The sequence below is a fragment of the Thermoactinomyces mirandus genome, from assembly GCF_013868055.1.
Taxonomy (GTDB): Bacteria; Bacillota; Bacilli; order Thermoactinomycetales; family Thermoactinomycetaceae; genus Thermoactinomyces; species Thermoactinomyces mirandus.
The window spans coordinates 1-19,577 of sequence record NZ_JACEOL010000062.1; the positions used below are offsets into that span (position 1 = coordinate 1).

A 19,577-nucleotide genomic window follows, 5' to 3' on the forward strand; every position below is an offset into this window, starting at 1 on the left:
GGTCTTGCCTAATTCAATCCCACGAAAGTCTACAGCCCTTGCAATGTGCTTGTGTTTAGCAATATCTGCGCCTATGATTAAAGTCGATTCGTTGATTTGCTCAATTTTACGATTTTGCTTATACTTCAATTTGGGTACCTCCTTCGCTATTTAAGGGTCCACTGGCCAGTGGGACACCTCGTATGTTAGCAGGAGGTACTTTTCTTTTTCAACCCCCTTTGTTTTTCAAATACAGGAATGCTCTCTTTATATTTTGAATAAATTTCCGGACTGAAGGTGAGGTTATGGGTTTTTTTTGTTGGATTAAAACTGTACAAATTACCAAGGTTATTTTTTCCATATGTGTATTAATCTATGCTATTTCCTTTCTAGTGGGCTTTGCTTTAGCACCAGAAATTACTGTTATCCCAGATGAAAAAACTGAAATTGAGGTGGATTTTCTAAATATATTTTTTCAAAATACCAAGGTTTCTTTTTTGCTTATCGTACTAACACCCTTAACTTTCGGATTGAATATTCCTATTATATTGGGAATGAATGGAGTGATATTAGGCACTGCCGTAGGTAGTACCCAAAATGTTTCTCAACTAATGGGATTAATTCCTCATGGAATAATAGAAGTTCCATTACATTTATTTTCTGCCGTAGTTGGATTGAAGGTTCTAAAACACTTGATTTTAATGGCCATAAAAAATGAAAAGAAGATAAATTATCTTCTCATAAATAGGCTTATATCTAGTATGTTTGTAATTATTACAGGCTTATTTTTTGCTGCTCTTATCGAAGCTTATATTACACCAGTCATATTCAACTGGTGTAGATAAAGGAGATGGTTATAATGAGTCTAAAACTCAAACAAGAGGAACATACCAAGCTGGACCAAAAAAATGTTCATTCTGATTCAATGTGGAAAAAGATTAGTGGAATTATTGTATCACCTGTGCAAGTATTTTCAAGTTTTTCTAGCAAAAAAGAACCTTTTGTTAAATTATTACTTCTCATTGCTATCCTCAATGTTGTGTTTTCAGTTTTTATAACATTTGAACTCGAATTAGACAAAACCATTATACAATCGCAACAATTGTCATCTGATGAAGTTGAATTAGCTTTAAAATATGCAAAAATTGGAACCTTAATTAGCTCTGTAGTCATGGGTTTTTTTGCTCCCATTATATCTATACTATTTCAAGCATTACTTCTTACACTAATTATGCTATTCGCTTCAAAGGAATCTGGTTCATATAGACAAGTATTAGCTGTAACCACTTATAGCTATATGCCAATATTGATCAATAGCATTCTTAATATGGTAATAATTGGTTTCGGAATAATTGATGCTAATATGTTACTTCAAGAATTTAGCGGCAAATTAGTTAGTTTGCAAATATTATTTGATGATCTAGCTCCAGTTTATTCTCAGATACTATCTAACATTGAACTGTTTTCTATATGGTCTGTCGTCCTTATAGGGTTAGGTTTATCAAAAGTTTATAATATGAAAACCAAAAAAGGATTGTTGATATCTGGATTCCTGTGGTTAGTAACTACAATTGTGTCTGCAGGATTTACTCTAATTGTTACTTAATAAATATTCGTAAAAAAGGGGACAGGGATTCTTTGGGGTTATTCCTTTAATTTGGATGGAGGAAAGTGCACATAATGAACTATAAAAAGATACTGATTATCGTGGGAATTGGATTGGCTATTTGTAGTACAGTTCTAATTGCTGTTTACCGTACTACTAAGGTAAAATTATCTGTTAACACTGTGACCATGCAGAAGACTAATTTTCATGAATCAATCCTAGTCTCGGGTAATCTGGAATCAAGTAATGTTCAAAACGTTTATAAGCCAGTGGCAGGAAATGAAGTTGAGCGTATATATGTGAAACCAGGTGATGCAGTCCAAAAAGGTGAGCCGCTTGTGAAATTTAAACCCTCTAATAAAGAAAATTTTGAGCAGGTAAAATTGGAAGTGGAAAGGGCGCAATTAAACCTTAAAGTCCTAAAGAACCAGCTTAATGCATTGCGTTATAATAATTCCAAAAGCAGAACACAACCGCCCGCTAAAAATGATGATGGCAAAACAGATACACCACAAATACCACCGCCCGCTGAAAATGATGATGGTAAAACAGATACACCAGAAACACTAACCCCTGTTGAACAAGAAGAATATAAACAGCAGACAAACATAAATAAATTAACGTCTTCTCCCTCTAGCATTCAGGAGATTAGTTATAATCCAGCTATGGAACAATCAGAAACTGAGTTGATTGGTCAAATCCAAATGGCCGAGTTGGAATTAAAACAGGCAAAGGAAAAGCTAAAACAGACCAAGTCATTACTAAAAGATTTAACTATACGTAGTGAACAATCCGGTGTTGTTATATTTGTAAATTCCTTAGCACAAAAAGAAGAGGAAACTGATCCGCTTATTACTGTTGCTGACCTCAAAAATTTAATTGTAACTGCACAAGTATCGGAATACGATATCTTGAAAGTTAAGGAAAATCAGAGAGCTATCGTGCGTTCTGATGCCTTACCCGACAAAAAATGGGTTGGCAAGGTAAACGAAATAGGGTTTATTCCAAGAGAAGCTAATACAATAGAGGATTCGCAAAAAATTACTTATCCAATTAAAATTCTCCTTGATGAACCGCCAACTATTAAGTTGAGATCACGACTATTGGTGGAAATTATTTTATCTGAGAAAAATGTACTTTCCCTCCCCGATGAAGCAGTAGTAAAAGAAGGGAAGAAGGATTATGTTTTTATTATTCGAGGAAACAGAGCCTTCAAACGTGAAGTGATCGTGGGGAAAAGGAGGAAAGGGCGGATTGAAATTATTTCCGGTTTGAATATAGATGAAAAGGTAATTGCAGATCCTCCTGCAAATTTAAAGGACGGAGTGGAAGTGACGTTCAGGTGATACAAGTTCATAATCTCTATAAATCATACGGCCTGGGCAAGCTGAGTTTAAAAGTTCTTAGAGCAATTGACCTAGTAGTAGATAAAGGCGAATATGTAGCTATTATGGGGCCTTCTGGTTCAGGAAAATCTACACTCATGAATATATTGGGTTGTTTAGACCGCCCGACAAAAGGCAAGTACTATCTGAAAGGCCTTGATGTTTCTAAAATGAAGGAACCAGAATTAGCTCAAATCCGCAATCGAACAATCGGTTTTATATTTCAGCAATTTCAATTAATCTCTTTCATGAGTGCTAAAAAAAATGTGGAACTCCCTTTAATTTACTCCGACAAACCTGCTAAAGAAATTCACAGACGTGCAATCTCTTCCTTAGAGAGGGTAGGATTAGCCAACTATTTAAATCATAAACCATTTGAATTGTCGGGAGGTCAACAACAAAGAGTTGCAATAGCACGTGCTCTTGTGAACAATCCGGAACTTTTATTGGCTGATGAACCAACTGGATCCTTAGACACAGCATCGGGTCAAGTAGTTCTTGACCTTTTCGATGAATTACATCGGGAAGGAAAAACTATAATCATGATTACTCATGACTTTGAAATAGCTAAGCGAGCGGAGCGTCAAGTTTACATTCGAGACGGACGAATCCTTACAAAGGAGGGATTTGTCCGGTGATTTTTTGGGAGAATATTAGAATGGCCCTCGATGCTATTTTTGCTCATAAAATGCGATCCATCTTAACTATTTTGGGTATTGTTATCGGTGTATCTTCAGTTATTGTTATTGTTGCTATCGGCCAAGGTGGAGCTGCAAAACTGTCTAAATCTTTTACGGGGCGGAGCAATTCTATCATCATTATTCCAAGTAGCGAGATGTTAAAAAAATCAGGTGGAGTTATTTCTCCAGACTTTTTTACACAAGAAGATATTCAAGAATTACAACACATCGATGATGTTGAAAGCGTAGTGATAAAGTATTTCGAAACAGCAACTGTATTTTATCAAAAACAGAATGCAGAAGGGATTATGGTAGTTGGAATTAACAGTAATGATACTCTGGAAGAGGAAAATATTGAGGTGGTAAGGGGCCGGTCCTTTGAAACTTCAGATTATGGAGGTAACTGCGTTGCCTTGATGAGTCTAGAAATGGAAAAACAGCTTTTTAAAGAAAGAAATGGGATTGAAAAAATAATTAGGATTAAAAACCAACCTATAGAAGTGATCGGAATTGTAGAAAAAAAAGATGATTCCTTAATGATGAATACAGCAGGTGTTTACATGCCAGATAAGGCTTGGACAAAAGTCTTTGGTAAATCAAACATTTCCCAACTTACACTAAGAATTAAAAAACCAGATGCGATTAAACGGGCTGGTAATAAAGCCATAGAGATTTTAAATAAGAATCATAACACCCAAGGGGATTACGAAGTACAAAATTTAGAAGAGATTGAAAAGGGTATTGAAGTAGTGACCAATACAATGACAATTGTTATTGGAAGCATTGCTGGTATCTCGCTTTTGGTGGGTGGTGTGGGAATTATGAATATAATGCTAGTTTCTGTAACTGAACGAACCCAAGAGATCGGTATTCGTCTTGCGTTGGGAGCAACTCGCTCGAATATATTAATACAATTTCTAACTGAAGCAATTACCCTATCTCTATTAGGAGGAATAGTCGGTTTACTGATTGGAACCGGAGTTTCCAACTTAATAAATTTGTTCACACCATTTCCAACTCTTGTTTCGTTTCCAGTTGCTGTGGGTACCCTTTTATTTTCAGTGATACTTGGTATTGTATTTGGAATTCTACCTGCAGAAAAAGCTTCTAAATTGGATCCAATTCAATGCTTAAACAGAAACTGAAAATATTTTTATAAATTATACCTTTTCCTGTAACTGTGTTATTACAATATAGTGAGGATACAGCTAGCTGTTTTGAAGACCCAATCCGGGACGTTTTTTTCTGTCGTTCGGGATTTATTCGGTTGAATCCCCTTGCTGACCTCATCGAGTAAGTCACCGATTATAGAATAGAAAGTGGTGACGATCCAAGAAGGAAAGGGTAAAGACTACCGAGTTGAACTCATGAATTCGGACTAAGGCTGTCGAAGAAATGTCATCGGTTTCGGTTATAATTAGATTGACCATCAAAGCGGATGTGCGCAAGCGGAGAATCGCTTTGATGAAAATTAAGTAAGCGAAAATAAAATCCACCTATTCGATGATGGTGAGCTGAAATATGCTACTGCATTAAATACACGACAAGTAAGGGGGATCGAAGGAGACAAAGGAAAGAATGGATCCAGCTCCTTCGGATCTTTCAGATTTTTTAGTCGGTCATTTTCTCAAGAGCCAGGTGAGATAGGCAAAGGGTTTCTTTGGCTGTTTCTACTGTTTCAATTCGGTAGATCTCCCTTCACTAACTTTTTCTTTCAATACCACAGTTGATGCTGGGGTATTCCCTGCCTTTTGCACCACTCTGATCCGTTCCAAAATCGCCCTTGTTTGATATTTCAGGAGGATTGTTTCATGCTTGGAAAGGATTCCTATGTGGAAACAATTTGACACTTACGAAAAACACCAACAGGAACATTTTATAATGTGCAATGCCGGATTATTTATACCGATGTTGGAAGATTATCCTTTATGATAGCAACCGTCACATTAAAAAGATCACTAAGAAAAAGCTGGACAAAATTAACCGAAGAGATGGAAAAAGAGTATGCAATGAGAAAAAATCAGGAGATGGCCATTTGAATAAAAAAGACTTGAGTTCCTTGCAGTTCTCAAGTCTTTTTTACTCCTACTATCCGCTAAAAAATGCAATGACTCCAATTACTGGAAGGATGAAGGCCCAATACTCCATTTTAATTCAAACAGGCTGTGTTGCCGGTTTATTATTACCTCTTCACCTGTTTCTTTATCAATAAATACATTACCTTCAGATCGATTCAAATATTTTCCCAGTTGTCATATCACCAGGGCAGCAGCTAAAAATCCAGCCATGGTAAAAATTCTTCTTGTCATTATACCATCAGCGTCAGTATTCAGCATCTCTATGACCAGTTGTACTAATGCCTGGAACAATGCCGCGATGATAATTACTAAAATGCCCCATCCTCTCCAAACAATCATATGATTTCCTCCTGCTTTATTAAATAAGTATATTTAATAGAGATATACGGGGTATAGGGGCAGAAAGTCAGAAATAAAAATGAAAACCCACTTCTTGTACACGAATCCCCAATTTATTTTTGATTAAGTATTTCTTCCACTGCCAAGAAATTGACTTGAAGTTATCACATGTGTTTTGCCTAGGACTCCGTAGATTCCTGAAGATCATGAGCTTTTCCGTGATGCTGAAAGTGCATGAGCAACAAACACAAACCTTCGAGTTCTATAAACTTTCCTGTTTGAAAAATTGCGGTAAAAATTCTTTATGTGCTTCCAGCATTTCGTCCAAAATGATTTTAGCTTTTTTGTCACTTGTAATAAGTGGATTTATACAAAGAGCTAATAATGCTTTTTCATATGAACCGGTAACAGCAGCTTCAATTGCTGCCAATTCAAAAGACTTGATCTGCTGGATCAGTCCATTTACCGAGTAGGGAAGTTCACCAATCGGAAGCGGAACAGGCCCTTGTCTTGTAACGATACAGTTAATTTCAACGACCGTATCGTGCGGAAGAGAGGTAATGGCTCCTTCATTGCGAGTGTTCAGGGTTTGAACATCACCTTTATCATTGTATATGGAAGAAATTAAATTACAAGCAGCATCACTGTAATAGGCTCCTCCGCGTTTTTCCAGCTGCGGTGGTTTGATATCAAGATCAGGATTTTTATACAGTTCAAATAACTCATCTTCCAATTGTTTCACAACTTCAGCACGGGTCCTGCCATGTTTGAATTCTTCCAATTCGTTTTCAAGTATTTCACTGGTTTTATAATAATAGCGATGATAAGGACTTGGTATTAGCCTTAAAGCTTTAATAAATTCTTTTTCCCAGGGGAGCGGAATAATATTTTTCATAGTTACCTGGTTGTCGGGATCGGCTAATAATTCTATTACCTCCTCCAGTCTTGACTCACCACTTACGTGAACATCAAGTCCATACGACATATGATTTAATCCGCCAAAAATAATTGTTAGCTGATCATATGGAACATCTAATAATTTGGCAACAGTCATCTTCATGTTAATTGGCACATTGCAGACACCGATTACTTTTTTGTGCCGACTGTATTTCATGACAGCTTCAGTTACCATCCCTGCAGGATTTGTAAAATTGATTAACCATGAATCGGGGCATAACTCCGTCATTTCTTCTGCAATATCCAATAATACCGGAATTGTTCGAAGGGCTTTGAACAGACCACCTGCTCCATTTGTCTCTTGACCAATCATGCCATGTTTTAAAGGTATCCGTTCATCTTTAATCCTTGCTTCCAGTAAGCCTACACGCATTTGAGTTGTGATGAAATCTGCATCCTTTAGAGCTTCTTTTCGGTCCAGTGTCATATGGATTTCTATAGGTAAATTGGCCCTTTTTACCATTCGTTTTGCCAAATTCCCGACAATGTTCAGTTTTTCTTTTCCTGCTTCTGTATCAACCAACCATAGTTCCCTGACCGGAAGTTCCTTATATCTTTTTATTAATCCTTCGACAAACTCCGGTGTATAACTTGATCCTCCGCCAATTGTGGCTATTTTAATTCCGTATTTACTCAAGGATATCTCCTCCAAATACAAAAGTCATTAAAGCGCTTGTAGCAAAACCGACCACTATTGATAGCAGTATTCTTTTTTTTAACAACAGCCTGTCATTTGTTTTTCCATCGATTTTTGACAGGACGATGCTCATCCCTATTGAAGAAGATATTCCTGCGGCCAAAAAATAACTCATTGTTTCAGACAGATGAATGTACTTGAGAGGGGCAGGAATAAATAAAATACCTGAAAATAGAATCGTAACAAATACAAAAACACCTTTAAAACTAATGCGCGGTAATATTCTTGGTCGGTTCATAATGACAAACCTCCTGTGCTGAAGAAAAAAGGGGAATCATTGGATTCCCTGATTATTATGATCGTTTATCATTTATGCATTTTCTTGCTCCATAGCAAGCATTTTTTTGTCATATAGTTTTAAGAATGGTAGATAGATAACCATCGATATAGCAATGTTTACAAAAACGAGAATAATAGAACGCCAATCTCCGCCGGTTGCCAAAAATGCGCCAATCGGTGCAGGCAATGTCCACGGTGCCTTGACAAATGTTGGTGTTACCAGTCCGATTGAAGTAGAGATATAGGCGACTGTGGCTGTTACTAATGGTGTAATTATAAACGGTATTATTAAAATTGGGTTTAAAACGATCGGCAGACCAAAAATAACCGGTTCATTAATATTAAAGATGCTTGGTGTAATAACCGTCTTGCCAAGGTTTTTCAAGTATTTTGATCTTGCAAAAATCAACATTACAATAACAAGACCCAGAGTGGCACCAGAACCACCGATCCATATAAACCATTGGTATAAAGGTTCAGGAGCAATATGAGGAAGCTTGCTTGCACCTGAAGCTACAGCCTCGCCATTTTTCAACAAGTAAACTTCCCATAAAGGACGGGCCACAGAACCAACAACCGACACACCGTGAATACCGAAAGACCAGAAGAAAGTAATTAAAAATACAGGCACCAATACTCCGAATAAACTGTCTCCGGCTGTAACAAGTGGTGTTACCAGTTTTTCAACAAGAGCATGTAAATTTATTCCCATTATTACAGTAATAATGGTCATTAAAATCATTACAATTGCAACAGGGATAAGCGCTTCAAAAGATCTGCTGACAGAGGCAGGTACTGCATCAGGAAGTGTGATCGTGATTTCTTTTTGCTTACAAATCCTGAATATTTCTACAGAAAGGATGGATACAATTATTGCCACAAAAAGTCCATTCCCGCCAAGATACTGCATTGGCAGCACAAAACCCAATTCTTCAATAACAGATGGAGTAATTGTCAACAGTAAGGATGCTACTGCTATTTGAGCACCTGATAAGGGGTCAACCTTATAAGATTGTGCCAGATTATATCCAATACCAAACGCGACATACAAGGACATAATAAACATTGTCATCCGGTAAGGAATAAGTATTTCAGCCGCATGGTCAACAGCCCATTGAGTAATCATCCATGTTTCAGGCAAAGGTGGAAATGCAATGATTAAAAAAAATGAACCTACGATGATAAAGGGCAAGGAGGAAATAACACCATCACGAATTGCCAATAGATGTCGTTGTTCGGCTAATCTGGCCATTGGATCGGTTACTTTCTTCTCCAGGAATTCGGTGAATTTCTTCATCAAAGTTAATCCCTCTCATTTCTATGTTATTTGATTAATTCCTTTAGTGTTTTGAATAATTCTGGACCGCCTAATGGGGTATAGGCTTGCGGTGGGATCGGGCCGCATGGTGTACCAAATTCATCCGCCACTTTTTTAATATTGTCAAAACGATGTTTGATTTGCGGCGCAACCATAACTACATCCCATTTATTCTCAAGCTCTGACACAACTTCACTAGACCCTACAGCTTTCACTTCAAGATCTTGACTATGCTTTTCTGCTTCCTTTTTAAGGGCATTAACAACAATTGCACTGGACATGCCGCCAGAACATACAAATAAAACTTTCATGGTATTGCCTCCTTCGTTTTATTTTGTGAAAAGGCTTTCATGAAATATTATAAGTTATTCGAAATATAAGTTCAATATATTAACCAAAAATACTAAAATCTGATTTCGATTTGTGATATCTTTAACTTACAAATAAAGTTTGGGAGGGATTAAAGTAATGGATGCGGAAATGGAAATTTTCAATATTATTTCTAATGGTGGGGATGCAAAGGCAATTGCTTATGAAGCACTTGAATTAGCGCATAAGGGAAGGTTCGACCAAGCTGGAAAGAAAATGGAAGAAGCAAACAAAATCTTGACAAAAGCACATAATACACAGACTAAACTAATTCAAAAAGAAATCAATGGAGAAAAAACAGAAATGTCTTTGTTAATGGTTCATGCACAGGATCACTTAATGTCAGCTATTAGTGAGATATCGTTAATTGAGCAAATGATAAAAATACTGAGAAGAGTAGTTGAATCAGAAGAAAATACAAGAGGGGAGAAAGTATGATTATGCGAAATTTGGGGATATCTGTTTACCCAAACTATTCAACAGTAAAAGATGATAAAAAGTATATCAAACTGGCAAATAAATATGGATTCAGGCGTGTATTTACATGTTTGCTATCTGTTGAGGGAAACACAGATCAAATCTTGATGAATTTTAAGGGAACAATTGGTTATGCGAAACAACTGGGTATGGAAGTAATCTGTGATATCAATCCAAGAGTACTCAGGAAGTTGGGCATTTTATATGATGATTTATCTTTTTTTCATGATCTGGGGGTGGATGGTATTCGTTTGGACCTTGGTTTTACCGGAAATGAAGAATCCATGATGACTTTTAATCCGTATGGATTAACTATAGAAATCAATATGAGTAATTCAACGAAATACCTTGAAAATATTTTAAGTTTCCAACCCAATCGTAATAAACTAACCGGTTGTCACAATTTTTATCCGCATCGATATTCTGGATTGTCATATGATTTCTTTGTAGAGTGCAGTAAAAAATTCAAGAAACATGGATTGAGAACTGCTGCTTTTGTATCTTCAAATGCTGCCACATTTGGACCATGGCCAGTTGTAGAAGGACTGCCTACGTTAGAAATGCATCGCGAATTACCGATTGATGTTCAGGCAAAACACATGTTTGCTACAGGGTTGGTCGATGATGTCATTATTGGTAATGCTTATGCATCTGAAGAGGAAATCAGGCTGCTAAGTGAAATTAACAGAAATAAAGTAACATTTAACATTGAAGTTTTTGACACAACAAGCGATTTGGAAAGAAAAATCATTTTTGATGAACTGCATTTTTATCGGGGTGACGTATCTGACTATATGATTCGTTCTACACAAAGCCGTGTTAAATACAGAAATAAGTCTTTTCCGCCACACAATACGATCGATATAAAAAGAGGTGACATTATTATTGACAATGATTTGTACAAACAATATGCCGGGGAATTACAAATTGCCTTAAAGGATATGAAGAATTCCGGAAAAACAAATGTTGCAGGCAGAATACGGGAAGAGGAAATATTTCTGATTGATTGTCTGAAGCCATGGGATAAATTTGCTTTTTCCGAGTGGAGGTAGGTTTGCAAATGTATCATATTGGTGTTGATGCTGGCGGCACAAAAACTTATGCAGCGATTATGGATCATGATAAAAATATACTTTTTTCGATAAAAAAGGGTCCGGGTAATATGGCAATAAATGCGGAAAAAGCAAGCAATAATATTACAGATGCAATAAAAGCCTGTATAAATAGCAAGTATGGGGGAGTTAGTCAATTTATTGTTTTGGGAATTGCAGGAATCGAAAAAGGCAATTCCAAATGGCAACTCAAACAGTACTTGGAGAAAAAATTCAAATTACCGGCCTTGGTCTTAAATGATGCGGAACTTGCCTTTTACTCTGTTTTGGGGAATCAAAACGGGATATTGGCAATAGCAGGAACAGGATCGATCTTTCTTGGCAAGAACAATTCCTCAATTAAAGTAATTGGTGGTTGGGGTCATCTGCTGGGGGATGAAGGAAGTGCGTATCATTTAGGTATTCAGGCCTTGAAAATATTAATTAAGGAAATTGATCAAGAAAGTGTTCAAACAGAATTTGCAAAAACCTTGGCTAATGAATATAACATACTTGAGGCTTCCAGGTTGAAAGAATTTGTTTATTCCTCTTCCAAAGCGGACATTGCGCATATTTCATTGCTGATTCATCGTCTTGCTCAAACTGGCAATAAACATGCATTAAATCTTTTGGAAAATGCTGGCTGTGAATTGGCCAAGCAGGCTTTCCAACTTGTTAAGAAACTTGAATTTAAATCATCAATAAAAATTGGTTTGAAAGGTAGTTTGTTGGAGAAAAATGAGATTGTTCGGGAATATTTTAAAATGAAATTAAAAGAATACTCGGCTGATATTTCATTTCTATTGAATAATGACCCAGTGGTGATTGGAGCCCTGGACGCATGGAAGAGTAACATGCCCGAATGTGAGTGACTTCAATTAGATTGACAAACAAAGCGGATCCCCGTTCACGGGGATCCGCTTTGGACATTTTTTATACCTTAACCGCCATTCTTTTTGTTATCTGGCGAATAAAGATTAAAATGGTCGCAGTTAAAGCAAGCAATCCTGTAAAGGCTATGGCGGGTTGGCTTTTGAGAAGCGTTTCCGTGAGAATTATAGATAAAATCGCAAAAGCAACGAATGCAAATCCAATGATCCATCCGAATCGGTAGTACCCGATCCCAATCAGATATCCAATCAAGTAAAAAATGAATATATTCATGTTGTAATAAACCGGTTGTAAAAATCCATGGTTGTCAAATAAAGGACTTGTCATCGGGTAATCGATGATCCTGTCCAGAATCATAAATTGCAAGCCTGTTAATATTACTCCGATGATAATAATTGTAATGGAAAGTCCAATGGCAGCCAGGGATGAACCAATAAAATAATCCCGTCTGGTTACACCCTGGGTGACATAAAAAGTCAGAAAACCATAAGAAAAAATTCCGATGATAAGCATATATATTTTTGCCGATCCATAGAGAAATGGTAAGAAGTTTCTTAAGGTACTTTCAATATTCAAAGGCGAAATGACCAATATGATATGTGCAATTTGTGCAACCAATATAAAAACCATGAACCAGAGTGTCCATTTCATTTGTTCTGTATACATGTCAATGGCAACTTTCGAAAACGATGTAGGTCTCAAGTTAATCCTCCTCGCTTGTTAAATAAATAAACAAATCCTGCAGGGAAACTTGGCCGATTTCCAATCCTATCCGCTGTCCTTCCAGCCGCATTTCTTCACTTAGATCCCCGTAAACCATCACAGACTTGGTATTTCCCAATTCCTTTTCATTCAGTTTCTGCATTCCTTTGACAAAGGTGTCGACAGAATTGCTGTCTCCGGTAATGGAAAAACCGCTTGAAACCAGATCTTCGTAATTTTTATGAAGCACAAGGTCACCTTTGTCTATAATGAGAACTTCATCAAACAGATAGTCCATTTCTGAAACCAGATGGGTTGACAGAATCATGGTTCGCGGCTGTCTGGACTGTTCTTCCAGTAACTCCTTGTAAAAGATCTCCCTGTTGGGGGCATCCATTCCCAGATATGCTTCATCAAAAATGATGACAGGCGTTCGGCTTGCGAGCCCAATCGTCACATTCATTGCTGATTGCATCCCTTTGGAAAGCTTGTTGACCGGTTTATTCAAGGGGAGTTTAAATCGATCGACTAACTGTCTTGCATAGTCCATATCAAAATTTAGCCGGTATCTTTCTGCAAATTTCAGCATGACTGAGACTTTATTCCATTCATCTTTGTAATCTTTATCGTAGATAAAAGAAGCATGCTGCATGATATCCGCGTTTTCAAAGGGTGTTTCTCCTCCAATTTTAATATTGCCTGCTGTTGGTTGGCGGAAAGAGGCCAATAATGAAAGAAGGGAGGTTTTTCCGGCACCATTTCGGCCAAGAAGTCCGTAAATTTGTCCGCCTTTCAACTTGAATGAAATATTGTTTAGTGCCGCAAAATCTTTGTATTTTAAGGAGACATTGTTTACTTCTATATCAAATATCACTCGTCATCACTTCCTTTAATCTTTTTTATCAGTTCAAACACCTCATTTTGTGAGATTCCCAGTTTGCCTGCTTCCAGCACCAGGGGAACCACATAATCATCAACAAATGCATCTTTTCGCTTCCGGATCAGTTTTTCTTTCGCCCCTTTGGCCACAAACATGCCTATTCCCCGTTTCTTGTAAAGAATCCCTTCATCAACCAATTGATTTATGCCTTTTGACACGGTAACATGGTTAATTTTATAGAAATTGACCAACTGATTGGTTGAAGGTGCCTGTTCCCCCTCTTGTAACTGCTCGTTTACTATCTGATCTTCTATTTTTTCCCGGACTTGTATAAAAATCGGCTTCTTGTTATCAAAGAGCCTGCTCAGTGTAATCACCCCCCTTTGCCAGTATACTTATATCGTTTTATTGTTATATACTTGTATATATAAGTGTATTGCAAGAGATGCATCCTGTCAAATTAAATTTTTTTATCTGTTGCATTCAACAGTGGTTTTGGAACAAAGGAAAACTGATATCAATCATTTGAGTGGTGGGGAGCAGAATGAGAAGGTCCATGGGGAGTCTGAACAGCGATTGTTTTTTACTTCTGTTTGCTATTAAAAGCAAAAAAGCCATTGACGGAAATCAACAGCTTTTTTGCGGGGGAAAGCCGAGTGCTTATTTTAATGGTACCGAAACCAAACGGTCCAGCCGTCTTTGGTTTTAGCTACAAAAATCTGGCCTTGTGACAGGCTGGCGCTCGGAAGGAACTGCGGAAAGAAAAGTTCAACCAGGAATGATCTGTTTGCTGTCCGTTTGCCGCATTGATGAATGGCTATATTGGAATAAGGGGACGATTTGGGATCTTTCAGGGAAATAATTCTTTTTACTTCCCATTCCTTATAACGGGGATCTTCTCCATATGCTTCCCGGATCAATTCCGGCAAAGCAGCCTGAATTTCATTTTCCGCATTTTTGCCGGGGTAAACCAGTTTGCCTGGTTTCGGGCAATTTTCGGACTTCATTGAGGCGTTCTTTTTGACTGAATCTGAGGGAGGAAGAACAAAACCGGTTGTCACTGCAAATGAGAAAATTAACAGGATACTTAAAAGACATTTGGCTGATACTGGCATCAGCTTCATAATTTCACTCCTCTTTGGAATGGATCGATTGGCCTGAACAGGCGGGTTTACTAAATATTATACCTTTCCAGGGGATTTTCAATTATTGGTTCTTTTACTGAGCAAAGCTTTTTCAAATTCCCTGTTGTTTATTGACTTTTGTTCAGAAGTTGTCATACACTGCAAGAAGTGAGCAGTCACTTTTGGAACGTTTAACAGAGAGTTATTGGGTAACTCCAATTGATTATCACGGATGAAGATCGGACGGATCAAAAAGTGTCACTACTGACATCGTAAAAATAGTTACTATTTGATATCAAGGAGGAGAAAATGTCCAAAAAAAGCTGGGATGAATGGGTATCCTATATTGCAGAGCAGTATAATCTGGATCTGAAAGAGGACAAGCAGACGCAGAAACAGAAAAAAATTCTGGAAGCGGCCATTCATGTATTCGCCAAAAAAGGCTATAGCGGCGCTTCTACGAGTGAAATTGCGGAACGGGCAGGTGTGGCTGAAGCCACCATTTTCAAACATTATCATACGAAGAAAGGGCTTCTTTTGCGCCTGGTCATTCCGGCAATTGCCAAAGTTGCCAGTCCTTACATTATTAATCCTGTGCTTCAGATCCTGGATCAGGATAAGCCAATAGAGGAACTGTTGCGTGATTTGATTATTGACCGCAAGCAACTTTTGGAGAAAAACTGGAAAACCATCCGCGTTATTTTGGTGGAGAGTCTGTTTCATTCGGAGATTCGCGAAGCTCTGGTAGACCATGTTGCCAAAAATATAGTAACAATCGGCTTTGATAAGATTGAAGAACTGAAAAGCAAGGGAAAATTGCGCGCTGATCTTCCCAACCACGTCCTTTTGCGGGGAATCATGTCACAAATCGGGGCTTATATGATCGCCAGGAATGTCCTTCCCGAACTGGCCCAAGGAAAAGAAGATGAGGAAATAGATGCGATTATAGATATGCTGACAAATGGAATTACCCCTGAATCGGACTCCAAATCGCCGCAGGATGAATGAAACAAATCAGATTCTTCGTTTTACCGGGAGAAATTATACTATCTAATTAAATTGATCTTGAAAGAGCGAACTGATCCGACTCTGGAAAACTGTCATGATTAAATATGTAGTCTGAATAGGATTAGATTTTAAACAATAATAATGATAATCGATTCCGTATGGAGCATGATTATATTTTGTTGTTGTTTCCAAACTTCTTCAAGAAGTCCAGGAAGTCAGGACTTAATGATCGAGTGAAGAATGTAGAGAAAATCCTTCGGAAAGTGGAATAGAGGCACATTTTTTCGCTTTGAAAAGTCATGACCATTTCCGCGTGTGAAGGCAAAGGCCAAGGAAACTATTTACTTGGCCTTTTTTCCTGACGAAATGAAACTGATCAGTTCATTTTCGTTCTTTATCAATCAAATACTGAAGATAAAAAATGGTGAAAAGGAATGTTAACATATAGGTTTTCCGGTTATTTGAAAACGATATGTCTTTTCTTTCGTGTTCCAGCATCATTCTACGCAGAATAATATTCAAGCCTATAAAAATTGGTATAAAAAAGAGGAAAGCATATAAGCTGAACATTCCATACCATACTGGCAACATGACAAAAAAGCTGGCAATGGAGATAATAAAGTCAACGAGATAGCAAACAAAAATAACCCAGGCTATCCAGAACGGGAATTTTTGCTGTGTGTTCAGATTCTCAATCGCTTTTTGCCGGGAAACGTACCAGTAGGGAATATACAAGCCGAAGGTGACCAAGGAGAGCACGATCATCAAGGCCACATCGACTTTCTTGAATCCGGCTGTTTGAAAAGTATTTCGGTAACTTGGCTTTGCAGTCATTCAAACGGCGTCCTCTCTGTTTTGGTTGGTTTACTACTATTTTAGAGTAATGATAAACTTCTTTATAAAGCATTTTTATCAGTTTTAGAAAAAGTTCAAAATCATTCTTGTTTTCAATAACATAATTTATACTTATTTTAATCCAAACTTGTTTGTTTCATAAATAAAACCCAACAAATATAAAAACATTAAATTAAATAACCATACCTGCATAAAAAACATCCTGAAATTAACGAAAAATGGCCTTAGTAATATACTGTCTCCCACAGTTCAAAACGATCATAAAGGGAACAGAAACAAATTCAAATTACCAGTAATTTTCATATCTTTGGTCTTCCATTATTATGTTTATCGATGAAGGACGAAAAGAAGGGGGAACATCATGGATTACAGCAATATCATAACCTTTTTGCTGGCATCGATTACACTGACACTGATGCCGGGTCCGGATATTATTTTTGTGACGACGTTAAGCATGACAAAAGGGGTAAAGCGTGGAATGTCAACAGCATTGGGGTTGTGTACAGGCCTTTTTGTCCATACTGCAGCTGCGGCAATCGGGATCTCCGCAATTATCTATCATTCAGCACTGGCCTTTCATATTCTCAAATATGCAGGAGCGCTTTACCTGTTCTACCTGGCTTGGCAGACTGTGAAAAATTCCAGTACGGTACGTGTGGAACAGAACCGTTCCCAACAAAGCTTTTTTTCTCTATATAAACGGGGAATCTGGATGAATCTGCTCAATCCGAAAGTAGCTGTCTTTTTCCTGGCTTTTTTGCCGCAGTTTGTTGATCCGGAGGCAGGAACTGTACCTTTGCAGATGATCGTGCTTGGTGGGCTATTCATTGCCCAGGCACTGGTTGTGTTTGGTTTGGTATCGATCGGATCAGGTTATCTGGGAGAAAAGTTGCTGCATCGCACTTCCCATTCCCGGATCGTTCAATGGATTGAAGCAGCCGTTTATTCCATTGTGGGTTTACGGCTGGTTTTTATGGAGAGGTAGAAAGAAGGCAGAGTCTTTGAACTCTGCCTTCTCGTGTTTATAATTTAATGGAAATGTTGTAATCTTGTATCCATTTATTGACTGTCAAGAAATACTCCATCATTTTTCCAACTTCAAAAGGTGCCTGATTAAACAGGTTTTCCGAGATGTAATTGATTTTTTGTTTATCAACCAGCGGTGCAATCGGGGTTTGTGGGTCTTCTACAGTTTCTCTCAGAAGTTGACGGATATTTTCATAATAAACCGGATCAGTGGTTGACGGATAGGCGCTTTTTTTCCGGGTGCGTACTTCTTCCGGCAAACAACCTTTCAGGGCCCGGCGCAGAATTCCTTTTTCAATATTGTCCACGGTTAACATGGAATAGGGAACATTCCATAAATATTCAACAAGCCGGTAATCACAAAAGGGAACCCTTGCTTCAAATCCTGCATGCATACTCATGCGGTCTTTGCGATCCAGCATAAACGGCAAAAACCGGGTGATAAAAAGGTAAGACATTTCCCGTTGTTTTGCTTCGATTCCAGATTCTCCTTCCAGCCTGGGGACCTCTGAAACAGCTTCCTGGTATCTCCGGTTTCTATGTTCTTCAGGCTTTAAGGTTTGTCGCATTTCTTCATTTAATACAACCGGAAAGTAACGGATACTATCATTCCAGGGAAAAGTGCCGGAGTATAAAAATTCCTCCTGATGGAACCAGGGATAACCGCTGAAAACTTCATCAGCCGATTCCCCGGATAACGTAACCGTTGCGTCCTTTTTCATTTCACGGAAAAGAAGGTACAAAGAGGCTTCCAGTTCACCAATTGCTGGCAAATCACGGGCTTTCATAGGCAGAAAGACATGGTCTGTCAAATCATTATGATCAACAATAACCGTATGGTGATTGGTTTTGACATAATCTGCAACCAGTTTCACAAACGGTTCATCCCGGGTGGAATGCAAAAGGTCTTCGTGGAAATGCTCGTCACTTCCCAAAAAATCAATGGAATAAGTGTGAAGTTGTTCCTTTTTCTCGGCAAAATAACGGGAGGCGATGGATGAAAGGCCACTTGAGTCCAATCCTCCTGATAACATCGACACAACGGGCATGTCCGAGATCAATTGGTGTTTTACAGTATCCTCCAAGATCTCACGAATTTTGGAACTGGTTGTTTCCAGATCGTCTTCGTGAGGTCTGCTTTCCAGTTTCCAATACTGTTCAACACGTTTTCTGTCTTTGGTAAATACAACATAGTGACCGGCGCGGACTTCTTCCATTCCCCGAAACACGCCAAACCCGGGTGTCCGAACAGGTCCAAGCCCGAAAATTTCAGCCAATCCTTCGAGATCTACCTGCGGATCAACTTCCGGATGGGCAAGAATCGCTTTTATTTCTGATCCAAACAGAACGCCGGATTTATGCATCATGTAAAAGAGCGGTTTTACACCGATATGATCTCGTGCCAGCATCAAGGATTGACGGTGTTCATCCCAAATGGCGAAGGCAAAGATTCCGTTTAAATGCTGTAAACAGTTTTCGCCCCATTCCAGATAACTATGTAATAAGACCTCAGTATCCGATTCAGTTTTAAAATTATGACCCAGATTTTCAAGTTCTGTACGAAGTTCTTTAAAATTATAAATTTCTCCATTGTAAGAGAGAACAGTCGAACGGTCGCCGGAGCGGTAAACCATTGGCTGCACTCCTCTTACCGGATCAATAACGATGAGGCGGCGGTGACCGATGGCTGCTCGTTCAGAAAACCAGAATCCTTCAGCATCAGGCCCGCGATGTTTAATAGTATCAGTCATTTTGTGCAGTGTTTCTTTCTGTTCTGATAAGTCTCTTTCCCAGTCAATCCATCCAGCAATTCCACTCATGTTATCATCTCCCGTT

The 19,577-nt window shown here is 38.2% G+C and carries 22 protein-coding genes; 11 read left to right on the forward strand and 11 right to left on the reverse strand.

Going from position 1 to position 19,577, the window contains the following annotated elements:
* Nucleotides 1–284 precede the first annotated feature (284 nt).
* The 6 genes from H2C83_RS15335 to H2C83_RS17475 all read left to right on the forward strand — a co-directional run bounded on the left by H2C83_RS15335 (nucleotide 285) and on the right by H2C83_RS17475 (nucleotide 5,689).
* Nucleotides 285–824, forward strand: a complete 540-nt coding sequence (locus H2C83_RS15335) for a stage II sporulation protein M (protein WP_181742061.1) — start codon at nucleotides 285–287, stop codon at nucleotides 822–824.
* Between the two features lie 14 nt (nucleotides 825–838).
* Nucleotides 839–1,585: a YIP1 family protein gene (locus H2C83_RS15340; RefSeq protein ID WP_181742062.1), complete on the forward strand. Its 747-nt coding sequence runs from the start codon at nucleotides 839–841 to the stop codon at nucleotides 1,583–1,585.
* Between the two features lie 74 nt (nucleotides 1,586–1,659).
* Nucleotides 1,660–2,931: an efflux RND transporter periplasmic adaptor subunit gene (locus tag H2C83_RS15345; RefSeq protein WP_181742063.1), complete on the forward strand. Its 1,272-nt coding sequence runs from the start codon at nucleotides 1,660–1,662 to the stop codon at nucleotides 2,929–2,931.
* Entirely contained in the window at nucleotides 2,928–3,608 is a 681-nt protein-coding gene (locus H2C83_RS15350) for an ABC transporter ATP-binding protein (RefSeq protein WP_181742064.1), read from the forward strand. Before H2C83_RS15345 ends, H2C83_RS15350 begins: the two co-directional genes overlap by 4 nt.
* The gene (locus H2C83_RS15355) at nucleotides 3,605–4,795 is read left to right on the forward strand and encodes an ABC transporter permease (RefSeq protein WP_181742065.1); all 1,191 of its coding nucleotides are present in this window, start codon (nucleotides 3,605–3,607) and stop codon (nucleotides 4,793–4,795) included. The genes H2C83_RS15350 and H2C83_RS15355 overlap by 4 nt, the downstream gene beginning before the upstream one ends.
* 738 nt (nucleotides 4,796–5,533) lie before the next feature.
* Nucleotides 5,534–5,689: a hypothetical protein gene (locus tag H2C83_RS17475; RefSeq protein WP_220184215.1), complete on the forward strand. Its 156-nt coding sequence runs from the start codon at nucleotides 5,534–5,536 to the stop codon at nucleotides 5,687–5,689.
* 213 nt (nucleotides 5,690–5,902) lie between these two features.
* Here H2C83_RS17475 and H2C83_RS17930 read toward each other — a convergent pair whose 3' ends face one another.
* From H2C83_RS17930 to H2C83_RS15380, 5 genes are all read right to left on the reverse strand, one after another.
* Nucleotides 5,903–6,067: a hypothetical protein gene (locus H2C83_RS17930; protein ID WP_246333963.1), complete on the reverse strand. Its 165-nt coding sequence runs from the start codon at nucleotides 6,065–6,067 to the stop codon at nucleotides 5,903–5,905.
* A gap of 262 nt (nucleotides 6,068–6,329) precedes the next feature.
* Complete coding sequence (locus H2C83_RS15365) at nucleotides 6,330–7,661, reverse strand: 6-phospho-beta-glucosidase (protein ID WP_181742066.1); 1,332 nt, start codon at nucleotides 7,659–7,661, stop codon at nucleotides 6,330–6,332.
* Nucleotides 7,654–7,959: a hypothetical protein gene (locus H2C83_RS15370; protein ID WP_181742067.1), complete on the reverse strand. Its 306-nt coding sequence runs from the start codon at nucleotides 7,957–7,959 to the stop codon at nucleotides 7,654–7,656. The genes H2C83_RS15365 and H2C83_RS15370 overlap by 8 nt, the downstream gene beginning before the upstream one ends.
* A gap of 72 nt (nucleotides 7,960–8,031) precedes the next feature.
* The gene (locus H2C83_RS15375) at nucleotides 8,032–9,297 is read right to left on the reverse strand and encodes a PTS sugar transporter subunit IIC (protein ID WP_181742105.1); all 1,266 of its coding nucleotides are present in this window, start codon (nucleotides 9,295–9,297) and stop codon (nucleotides 8,032–8,034) included.
* A 26-nt stretch (nucleotides 9,298–9,323) separates the two neighbouring features.
* The gene (locus H2C83_RS15380) at nucleotides 9,324–9,629 is read right to left on the reverse strand and encodes a PTS sugar transporter subunit IIB (RefSeq protein ID WP_181742068.1); all 306 of its coding nucleotides are present in this window, start codon (nucleotides 9,627–9,629) and stop codon (nucleotides 9,324–9,326) included.
* Nucleotides 9,630–9,786: 157 nt separating this feature from the next.
* On the opposite strand from H2C83_RS15380, the gene H2C83_RS15385 reads away from it, so the two are divergent.
* Genes H2C83_RS15385 through H2C83_RS15395 form a run of 3 tightly spaced genes read left to right on the forward strand, consistent with a single transcriptional unit; the run spans nucleotide 9,787 to nucleotide 12,127 of the window.
* A complete protein-coding gene (locus tag H2C83_RS15385; RefSeq protein WP_181742069.1) occupies nucleotides 9,787–10,125 on the forward strand; it encodes a PTS lactose/cellobiose transporter subunit IIA in 339 nt (112 codons plus the stop codon).
* A 2-nt stretch (nucleotides 10,126–10,127) separates the two neighbouring features.
* A complete protein-coding gene (locus H2C83_RS15390; RefSeq protein ID WP_181742106.1) occupies nucleotides 10,128–11,216 on the forward strand; it encodes a DUF871 domain-containing protein in 1,089 nt (362 codons plus the stop codon).
* A gap of 8 nt (nucleotides 11,217–11,224) precedes the next feature.
* Complete coding sequence (locus H2C83_RS15395) at nucleotides 11,225–12,127, forward strand: N-acetylglucosamine kinase (protein ID WP_181742070.1); 903 nt, start codon at nucleotides 11,225–11,227, stop codon at nucleotides 12,125–12,127.
* A 61-nt stretch (nucleotides 12,128–12,188) separates the two neighbouring features.
* On the opposite strand, the gene H2C83_RS15400 is transcribed toward H2C83_RS15395, so the two are convergent.
* The 4 genes from H2C83_RS15400 to H2C83_RS15415 all read right to left on the reverse strand — a co-directional run bounded on the left by H2C83_RS15400 (nucleotide 12,189) and on the right by H2C83_RS15415 (nucleotide 14,735).
* Entirely contained in the window at nucleotides 12,189–12,848 is a 660-nt protein-coding gene (locus H2C83_RS15400) for a hypothetical protein (protein ID WP_181742071.1), read from the reverse strand.
* 1 nt (nucleotide 12,849) lies between these two features.
* Nucleotides 12,850–13,722 (reverse strand): ATP-binding cassette domain-containing protein, encoded by an 873-nt coding sequence (locus H2C83_RS15405; RefSeq protein ID WP_181742072.1) that lies wholly within the window; start codon nucleotides 13,720–13,722, stop codon nucleotides 12,850–12,852.
* On the reverse strand, nucleotides 13,719–14,096 hold the full coding sequence (locus H2C83_RS15410; RefSeq protein WP_181742107.1) for a GntR family transcriptional regulator: 378 nt from the start codon (nucleotides 14,094–14,096) through the stop codon (nucleotides 13,719–13,721). The genes H2C83_RS15405 and H2C83_RS15410 overlap by 4 nt, the downstream gene beginning before the upstream one ends.
* Before the next feature lie 297 nt (nucleotides 14,097–14,393).
* Nucleotides 14,394–14,735 (reverse strand): hypothetical protein, encoded by a 342-nt coding sequence (locus H2C83_RS15415; protein WP_181742073.1) that lies wholly within the window; start codon nucleotides 14,733–14,735, stop codon nucleotides 14,394–14,396.
* A 426-nt stretch (nucleotides 14,736–15,161) separates the two neighbouring features.
* On the opposite strand from H2C83_RS15415, the gene H2C83_RS15420 reads away from it, so the two are divergent.
* Nucleotides 15,162–15,860, forward strand: coding sequence for a TetR/AcrR family transcriptional regulator (locus H2C83_RS15420; RefSeq protein ID WP_181742074.1), 699 nt, complete (start codon nucleotides 15,162–15,164; stop codon nucleotides 15,858–15,860).
* Between the two features lie 381 nt (nucleotides 15,861–16,241).
* On the opposite strand, the gene H2C83_RS15425 is transcribed toward H2C83_RS15420, so the two are convergent.
* Entirely contained in the window at nucleotides 16,242–16,694 is a 453-nt protein-coding gene (locus H2C83_RS15425) for a DUF4234 domain-containing protein (RefSeq protein WP_181742075.1), read from the reverse strand.
* Nucleotides 16,695–17,076: 382 nt separating this feature from the next.
* On the opposite strand from H2C83_RS15425, the gene H2C83_RS15430 reads away from it, so the two are divergent.
* Nucleotides 17,077–17,700: a LysE family translocator gene (locus tag H2C83_RS15430; RefSeq protein WP_181742076.1), complete on the forward strand. Its 624-nt coding sequence runs from the start codon at nucleotides 17,077–17,079 to the stop codon at nucleotides 17,698–17,700.
* Between the two features lie 37 nt (nucleotides 17,701–17,737).
* Here the strand turns inward: H2C83_RS15430 and asnB are convergent, their stop codons facing one another.
* Nucleotides 17,738–19,561: an asparagine synthase (glutamine-hydrolyzing) gene (gene asnB, locus H2C83_RS15435; RefSeq protein WP_181742077.1), complete on the reverse strand. Its 1,824-nt coding sequence runs from the start codon at nucleotides 19,559–19,561 to the stop codon at nucleotides 17,738–17,740.
* Nucleotides 19,562–19,577 lie beyond the last annotated feature (16 nt).